Source organism: Blastococcus sp. TF02A-26, from assembly GCF_003319125.1.
GTDB lineage: Bacteria > Actinomycetota > Actinomycetes > Mycobacteriales > Geodermatophilaceae > Trujillonella.
The window spans coordinates 55,044-63,052 of sequence record NZ_QOHG01000025.1 but is presented as its reverse complement, the minus strand read 5'-3'; the positions used below and the strand labels follow the sequence as shown (position 1 = coordinate 63,052).

Sequence of the window (8,009 nt, the reverse complement as noted above, 5' to 3'; positions counted from 1 at the left end):
ACCTCCGAGAAAGCGCGGCGGGCGGCCCTGTCAGGCTGGCTGCACCAGTACAACCACCACCGGCCCCACACCGCCCTGCGCAACCTCCCGCCCATCACCCGCTGCACCAACGTCTCCGGGCAGTACACCTAGCGTGTGGATGTGGCCAGGAGCCGGCGTTACGCGGTCGGGGTGACCGTCGTGCCCGTGTCCCAGCCGCCCACGCCGGAGGAGTGCGAGGGTCTCGATCCGTGCTCGGAGACGTCGGCGTTGCCGGAGTTGCTGCCCGCCGCGCGGAGCTCGTCGGAGAACGCACGGCTGCTGCAGCAGATCACCGCCGCCGAGGCGATGCTGGCCGGACTGCGGGTGCGGGCGGTGACGGGTCTGGCGGCTGCCCGGCCGGACTCCGCCGATCGTCGCTTCGGCCGTGCCGACGACGGCGCGGAGCCCGGTCCCGGGCAGCCGGCGGGCGTGAGCGAGTTCCTCGCCGACGAGCTCGCCCTGGTGCTGAGCTGCTCGCGGACAGCCGCCAGCACGCTCGTCGACCAGTGCTCGACGCTGGCGGAGCGACTCCCGGTCACGCTGGCCGCTCTCGACGCGGGCACGCTGGACTGGCCCCGCGCCCGAGCGGTCGCCGACGAGCTGAGCTGGAAGGCCCGTGCGGTGGCCCCGACCGTGGTCGCCGAGGTGGAGGCCGCGGTCCTGCCCGGGGCGGGCGAGCTGTCGATCCGGCAGCCGCGGGTCACGGTCCGGCGTGAACTCGCCGCACGGGATGCCGCGGCCTCCGACCGGCGCCGCGCGGACGCCGAACGAGCCTGCGACGTGACGGTCCGCCCGATCGGCGACGGGATCAGCGAGCTGGTCTCCCGGATGCCGCACGAGCTGGCAGTGGCCTGCGCCCGCCAGGTCGACGCCGACGCCCGAGCGGCGAAGGCCGACGGCGACGACCGGCTGCTCGGCCAGCTCCGCACCGGGGCGCTGGTCGACCGGGTGCTGCAGCCCTGGAACGACAGGCAGCCGTCGGTGACCGCCGCGATCACCGTCGACGTCCCGCTCACCGCGCTGAGCGTCGAGCGGTTCCTGGCCGAGGGCAGTCCGCAGCCGGCCGCGTTCGCCCATCCCGGCGCCACGAGCGCACCGACCGCTGAGGTCGACGGTGAACCGATCACCGCCGCCCACGTCCGCAGGCTGCTCACCGACCTCGACGCCCTCGGGCTGCGGGCGCCGGCCGGGGGCAGCCTGCGGTTCGCGTTCACCGCCGAGGACGGCGCACTGCTCGCCGTCGCCACCGACGCCGAGCTCCGGACGGCCGCCCGCCGCGGCTGCCCGGCTCACCCCGACATCCCGTGCGGCTGCCCGGTGCTCGGCGTCCCGCCGGCGGTCGCCGGGTACCGGCCCAGCGCCTCCCAGGTGCGCTACCTGCACACCCGGGACCGCACCTGCCGCCACCCCGGCTGCGGCAACCGGGCCGTGTGGGCCGACCTCGACCACGTCGTCCCGCACAGCCGAGGCGGCGCCACCAGCTGCGACAACCTGTGCTGCCTGTGCCGGCGCCACCACCGGCTCAAGACCCACGCTCCCGGCTGGCGCCACACCACGGCCCCCGACGGCACCCTGACGGTCACCACACCCAGCGGCGTGACCCGCGTCAGCCGTCCGGTCCGCAGGAGACGCGCCGCCACGGCCGGCACCCGATGGCACGGCACCGACCCACCCGACCTGCCGTTGACCACCGCCCGCGTCCTCGCGTCGCGGCCCGATCCACCGTCGTCGCCTGATCCGGCGGACGACCCGCCGCCCTTCTGACCGGCACCCCGGCACCCCGGCACGCCGATGACCCCTGCCCCGGGACGGAGCAGGGGCCATCGGGCCTCAGCCGATCAGCGCCGGGGAGCCTCCGGGCCCCCGCCGGTGAGGACCGGGGCCTGCGCGGTCGCCGGTGGAGCCGGCGGCAGCGGGGGCAGCGGCTCGACCGGCGTGCCGCCGGAGGGCGGAGCCGACCGGGCACCGCGGGCGGCCAGCCCGACCAGCAGGCCGCCGGCCAGCGCGATCACCGCGCCGATGCCCAGGAGCAGCCACGAGAACCAGGTGAGCCCGGGCAGCGTCGCGCCGACCCGCACCTCGGCGTCGATGCCCGCCTCGCCGTCGGCCCGCATCACCACGACCGTCCAGTCCCCCTCGGCCGGCCGCCAGTCCAGCGCCTGGGTGCCGGTGCCGCTGACCGAGGCGACCCACACGTCGGCGTCACCCGGAGGCGTGGCGGGCGGTCCCCCGGCGATGTCGGTGAACCCCCGCACCACCTCGTCCCCGCCGTCCTGGCGGACGACCAGGTGGTCCAGCTCGCTGCGTCCGACGCCGTCCAGGTAGCCGGCCACGTCGGCGGTGCGACCCAGCCCGACGAAGACCTCCTCGTCGGCGTCGGCCGGGGTCACCTCGATGCGGGTGGTCCCGACGACCTCGTCGACCACCCAGTCCAGCCCCTCCCCCTCCAGGAGGACGCCGTCGGTGGTCACCGCGTACCGGCCGCTGACGAGGTCGGCGTCCGGCGAGACCAGGCGGCCGTCCTCGCGCTGCGTCTGGTCGGCCCACAGCAGCGTCCCGCCGGTGCCCAGGAAGCCGGTCGCCGTGACGAGCAGCAGGGCACCCATCAGGAGCGTGACCACCCGCCCGGCGGACCAGCCGCCGGCGGGCCCGGGGGCCGCCGGGTGCGCGGCGCCGCCGCCACCGGGTCCGGCCGGTGCCGGGCCGGGGGCGACCGAGCCCGGGTCGGTGCCGCCCATGTCCATCCGGAAGGGCGGGTAGGCGTCGGTCATCAGGCCGGCGTAGGCGGCGACGCGCAGCGCCCAGCGGTCCATGCCGAGCACGAAGTCGTAGAGCCCGCGCGGGTAGCGACCGGAGAACAGCAGGACGACGCCGGCGACGAACACGAGGAGGGCGACCAGGCCCCCGAAGCCCCAGCTGTCGTCCCACACACCGTCGGCACCGCTCCGGCCGATCCAGAGGCCACCTCCGACGAACACGGCCACCACGACGTAGTGGGGCAGCGCGAGCAGCCACCACTTGACCAGCACGAGGCCGCGGGAGAGCCGCTCCGGATAGGGGACGTCGAGGTGCGCCGGGTAGTCCGGCACGTCGGCGAGCGTGAACGGCGGGTACCGGTCGGTGCCCAGCGCCCCGTAGCCGTAGTAGTGCACGCGCCAGGTCCAGCGCAGCACGCCGACGTTGAAGTCGAACAGCGCCCGCGGGTAACGGCCGGTCAGCAGGATCGCGAAGAACGCGATGACGCCGACCACCGCGAAGCCCAGCCACAGGAAGCCCAGCACGACGTAGTGCGGGAGCAGCAGCAGCCACTTGACGAGCCACAGCCCGCGCGAGAGGGACTCGTCCAGCGACGCGTCGACCCGCACGGGGTAGGGCGTCCGGTTGTCGGTCACGCCGTCCTCCACTCCTCGCCGATCGAGCCGCGGGACGCTCCTCGCCCCGCCGGCCGGCGGCCTGGATCGAGCGTCGCCGCCGGCCCCCGTGCCCCGGTACGGCCGAGCCGCGCACCGGGCAGGGACCTGCGTCGCACGTCCACCGGGACCTCCGGCGCCTCCCGGCGACCACCACCGCCACGCGGGACGTTCGGCCCCGGCCGGAGGGACGGCTGCCCCGAGCGGGCGACCGGCGGGGCCGCCGACCCTGCAAGGGCGCCATCGCACCGAGGAGCAGCCATGCCGCCGACCACGCACCAGGACCCGCCGCCGAGCACGGGGCCGATCTCCCGCCCGGCTCCGTCGGACGCACTCGAGGACGCCGCCGACGCCGCGCGGCTCGCGCCGTCCGTGCACAACACCCAGCCCTGGCGGCTCGTGCTGCACGGAGACCGGCTGGAGCTGCACGCCGACCGCACCCGCCAGCTGCTGACGCTCGACCCCGTCGGGCGCGCCCTGGCGCAGAGCGTCGGCGCAGCCCTGTTCAACGCCCGGGTGTCCCTCGCCGCATCGGGATGGGCGACCGCCGTCGAGCGGCTCCCCGACCCGGCCGACCCCGACCTGCTGGCGGTGGTCCGCCTCGTCGAGGGACCGCCGGACCCGGAGCTGGCCGCCCTGGCGCCGGCGGTCCCCCGGCGTCGCACCAACCGCCGTGCCTTCACCGCCGAGGAGGTGCCCGAGGAGCTCCTGCGCGACCTCGCCGGTGCGGTCGCCGCCGAGGGGGCACGGCTGCTCCCGCTGAGCAACGAGGCGCACCGGGCCCTGGTGGCGCGGCTGACGCAGCAGGCCGACGCGGTCCAGAACGCCGACCCGGCCTACCGGGCCGAGCTCCGGCGCTGGACGACCAGATCGGCGGAGAGCGGCGACGGCGTGCCCGCCTCGGTGGTGCCGCACGTGGACGGACGCCAGCACGACGACGTGCCCATCCGCGACTTCGACACCGCGGGCGCCGGGGCGCTCCCGCCGGAGACCCACTCGACCTCGGGACAGACGATCGTCCTGCTCGCCACGCCTCGCGACGACCAGGCCGCCTGGCTGAGGGCCGGCGAGGCGCTCGAGCGCCTGGAGCTGGAGTTGACCGGCGAGGGCTGGGCCGCCAGTCCCCTGACGCAGGCCGTCGAGGTGCCCCTCACCCGGACGCAGCTCCGTTCGGCGCTGACGTGGGACTCCCACCCGCAGATGCTGCTGCGCATCGGCCGGGCCGCGGCGTCCCCGTCCCCTCCGCACCGGCTGCGCGACGACGTGGTGGAGAACAGCAGCCGGCCACCGGAGCCGGCGGCGCCGCCGCTGCCCAGCCGCCTGGGGTGGCCGGCGCCGCCGGCACCGGCACCGGTGCAGGCACCGGAGGAGACCCCGGCGCGCCGGCCCGTCTCCGACGGTCGCGGAGGGACGACGTGGGTGTGACCGGTCAGCGGCGGCCGAGGACCCGCCGCCACCACCGGACGGGGGTCTCCGGGCGTCCGGCGACCGGTGACTCGCCAGCAGGTGGCGGGCCGGCAGGAGCCGCCGGAGCGGGCGGGGGCACGTGGTGCCGGGCCTCTTCGGTCCGCGCGTGCGCGAGGTAGTGCTGCACGACCAGCGGGTCGGGCCGGTGGCCACGGGCGGCGACGTCGTGGCGCGCCTCCCACTCCGCGGCGATCTTCTCGGCGGTGCTCATCTCGGCCGGCGTCGACGTCGGCTTCCTGGGCTCGGTGGCGCTCACGGTGGCCTCCTCCGGGGATCTCGTCGTGCTGGCTCCCACGGTCGGGGCGGAGGCCGACGGGAGGGAGAGGCGCACGGTCCCGGGCGGTCGGGACCAACGGCCCGCGCGGCCGGTGCCCTCCGCCGTGTCGACTGGGCCCATGGCGGCACAGCGCACGCCGGAGCTCCTGAGCGCCCGGCCCCGGACGCCGCCGCGCCCCCGTGGGTCGCTCCGGCGGCTGCTGACCGGACCCGTGGGCGGCACGCTGCTCACCGTCACCGTCGCCGGCGCCGTCTTCGCCGGCGTCCTGCCCCGGATGGCCGACTACGCCGACGCCTGGGGGCTGGTCCGCGACCTCACCGCCGGTGAGACGGCGATCGTGGCCGCCGCTGCCGTGGTCAACCTGCTCACCTACGCCCCCGTCTGGATGGCCGCCCTGCCCGGGCTGCGGCTGTCCCAGGCGATCCTGAGCGACCAGGCGTCGACCGCCGTCTCGAACACGGTGCCGGCCGGCTTCGCCGTCGGGGTCGGGACCAACGCCGCGATGTTCCACTCCTTCGGGTTCTCGGCGGCGCAGATCGCCCGCGCCGTCGCCGTCACCGGCATCTGGAACAACCTGGTGAAGTTCGGCCTCCCGGCCCTGGCACTGGGTGGCGTGGCACTCGTGGCGGACGTCCCGCCCGGGCTCGCCGTCGCCGCCGCCCTCGGCAGCGTGCTCCTGCTGCTCGTGGTCGCGGCGCTGATCGCGATCGTCACGCACCGGGCGGCGGGTGCGGTCGCCGCCCGGCTGGCCGAGCGGCTGGTCGGCGGCCTCGCCCGGGCCGCCGGCCGGCAGCCGCCCACGGGCTGGCCGGAGCGGGCGGAGCGGTTCCGCACCGACTCGCTCGAGCTGCTGCGCGGGCGCTGGGCCCCGCTCACCGTCACCGCGGTGGTCAGCCACGCGGCGCTGTTCGTGCTGCTCCTGGTCTGCCTGCGCACGGTGGACGGCGAGGGCGCGGAGGTCCACTGGCTGGCGGTGCTCGCGGTCTTCGCGGTGACCCGGCTCGTCACCGCCGTCCCGATCACCCCCGGTGCGCTGGGGGTGGCCGAGCTCAGCTACGTGGCCGGGCTGACGGCCGTCGGCGTGAGCGCGACCGGCGCCGCGGCGGCCGTGCTCGTCTTCCGGCTGCTGACGTGGTTCCTCCCGATCCCGTGCGGGCTGGTCGCCTGGATCGCCTGGCGGCGGGGCGCCGGGCAGGCCGACCCCGCTGCTCCGTGACCGGCTCCGCCGGGACCCCGCGGCACCGGCGGCGGGCGGCCGACGGCGCCGTGGCCGCCGCCGCCGCCCTGGTCGCGGTCCTGTGCTCGCTGGCCGTGGCGTCCGGCGAGGTGGGCCCCGCCGAGGCCGCGGTGTTCCGGGTCGTCAACGGCTGGCCGGACGCGCTGCAGGGTCCCTTGTGGCTCCTCCAGCTCCTCGGCGTGCTCGGGATGCCGCTGCTGCTCGCGGTCCCGGCGCTGGCGGTGGGCCGCCTGCGGCTGGCGCTGGCCCTCGTCGCCCTCGTGCCGCTCAAGCTGCTGGTCCACGGCGAGCTGGTGAAGGCGCTGGTGCAGCGATCCCGGCCGGGGAGCACGATCGAGGACGCGGTGCTGCGCGACGTGCCCTCCGCGGGGATCGCCTACCCCTCCGGGCACGCGGTCGTCGCGTTCGGGGTCGTCGTCCTGCTCTGGCCGTACCTGCGCGGGCGGTGGCGGGCGGCGGTCCTGGCGCTGGCGGTGCTGAACTCCGTGGCACGGGTCTACCTCGGTGCGCACGCACCGCTGGACGTGGTCGGCGGCGCCGCCGTGGGCGTGTGCCTCGGGGCGGTCCTGTGCCTGGCCGTCGGCGTCCCCGCACGTCAGGCGTGCAGCACGGCTGCGCCCCCGAAGCGGCCGGCGGCCAGGTCGGCCAGGGCCCGCGGGGCGTCCTCCATCGAGTAGGCCGTCGTGGTGGCGCGGACGCCGAGGCGGACGGCGAGCCGGAGGAACTCCTCGCCGTCCCGGCGGGTGTTCGCGGTGACGCTGCGCAGCCGGCGCTCCTGGAACAGGTCCGAGGCGTAGTCCAGCGCGGGGACCGCCGACAGCCAGATCCCGGCGACGGCGAGGGTGCCGCCGCGGTCGAGGGCCCGCAGCGCCACCGGTACCAGCTCACCGGCCGGGGCGAACAGGACCGCACCGTCCAGGGGTTCCGGCGGCGCGTCGGCCGGACCGCCCACCGAGTCGACGCCGAGCTCGCGGGCCAGCCGCCGGTTCTCCTCGCCCCGGGTGAGCACGTGCACACGCAGCCCCTGCGCGAGAGCGACCTGCGCGGTCAGGTGGGCGCTGCCGCCGAAGCCGTAGACGCCCAGCCGGCCGCCGGGCGGGAGGTCGGCGCAGCGCAGCGCCCGGTAACCGATGATGCCGGCGCACAGCAGCGGCGCGGCCTGCTCGTCGTCGAGGCCCTCGGGCAGCCGGTAGGCGAACCGCTCGTCGACCAGGCAGGCGTCGGCGTACCCGCCGTCGACGTCCCAGCCGGTGAACAGCGGCGCGGTGCACAGGTTCTCGTCGCCGCGACGGCAGAAGCGGCAGGTGCCGTCGGTCCGCCCCAGCCAGGGCACGCCCACCCGCTCGCCCGGCCGGAAGCGGGTGGCTCCGGCTCCGACCGCCCCGACGCGGCCGACGACCTCGTGCCCGGGGACGACCCCGCGCCGGCGCGGGAGCAGGTCGCCCTCCGCCAGGTGCAGGTCGGTGCGGCAGACACCGCAGCAGCTCACGTCGACGCGGACCTGCCCGGGACCGGGCTCGGGCAGGGGCCGCTCGACCCGCTGGAGCGGCCCCGCCGCGATCGGCGCCGGGATGCCGACCACCCAGGCGCGCACGCG

Annotated in this window: 8 protein-coding genes; 5 read left to right on the top strand and 3 right to left on the bottom strand. The window is 77.0% G+C overall.

Features of this window, described 5'->3' with window-relative positions:
* Both DQ240_RS21235 and DQ240_RS21230 read left to right on the top strand, forming a co-directional pair.
* Nucleotides 1-132 (top strand): integrase core domain-containing protein (locus DQ240_RS21235; RefSeq protein ID WP_147262058.1); only part of this gene is annotated, 132 nt, incomplete at its 5' end.
* Nucleotides 133-186: 54 nt separating this feature from the next.
* Complete coding sequence (locus DQ240_RS21230) at nucleotides 187-1,785, top strand: HNH endonuclease signature motif containing protein (RefSeq protein ID WP_147262057.1); 1,599 nt, start codon at nucleotides 187-189, stop codon at nucleotides 1,783-1,785.
* 74 nt (nucleotides 1,786-1,859) lie between these two features.
* On the opposite strand, the gene DQ240_RS24130 is transcribed toward DQ240_RS21230, so the two are convergent.
* Nucleotides 1,860-3,413 (bottom strand): DUF4389 domain-containing protein, encoded by a 1,554-nt coding sequence (locus DQ240_RS24130; protein WP_113841708.1) that lies wholly within the window; start codon nucleotides 3,411-3,413, stop codon nucleotides 1,860-1,862.
* A 279-nt stretch (nucleotides 3,414-3,692) separates the two neighbouring features.
* On the opposite strand from DQ240_RS24130, the gene DQ240_RS21220 reads away from it, so the two are divergent.
* Entirely contained in the window at nucleotides 3,693-4,856 is a 1,164-nt protein-coding gene (locus DQ240_RS21220) for a nitroreductase (RefSeq protein ID WP_113841701.1), read from the top strand.
* A 4-nt stretch (nucleotides 4,857-4,860) separates the two neighbouring features.
* Here the strand turns inward: DQ240_RS21220 and DQ240_RS21215 are convergent, their stop codons facing one another.
* A complete protein-coding gene (locus tag DQ240_RS21215) occupies nucleotides 4,861-5,154 on the bottom strand; it encodes a hypothetical protein (protein WP_147262056.1) in 294 nt (97 codons plus the stop codon).
* Nucleotides 5,155-5,293: 139 nt separating this feature from the next.
* Here DQ240_RS21215 and DQ240_RS21210 point away from each other — a divergent pair, with 139 nt between their 5' ends.
* Both DQ240_RS21210 and DQ240_RS21205 read left to right on the top strand, forming a co-directional pair.
* The gene (locus DQ240_RS21210; protein WP_147262055.1) at nucleotides 5,294-6,391 is read left to right on the top strand and encodes a YbhN family protein; all 1,098 of its coding nucleotides are present in this window, start codon (nucleotides 5,294-5,296) and stop codon (nucleotides 6,389-6,391) included.
* Nucleotides 6,388-7,089, top strand: coding sequence for a phosphatase PAP2 family protein (locus tag DQ240_RS21205; protein ID WP_158548842.1), 702 nt, complete (start codon nucleotides 6,388-6,390; stop codon nucleotides 7,087-7,089). The genes DQ240_RS21210 and DQ240_RS21205 overlap by 4 nt, the downstream gene beginning before the upstream one ends.
* On the opposite strand, the gene DQ240_RS21200 is transcribed toward DQ240_RS21205, so the two are convergent.
* On the bottom strand, nucleotides 7,008-8,006 hold the full coding sequence (locus tag DQ240_RS21200) for a zinc-dependent alcohol dehydrogenase family protein (protein WP_113841697.1): 999 nt from the start codon (nucleotides 8,004-8,006) through the stop codon (nucleotides 7,008-7,010). The genes DQ240_RS21205 and DQ240_RS21200 overlap by 82 nt on opposite strands.
* Nucleotides 8,007-8,009 lie beyond the last annotated feature (3 nt).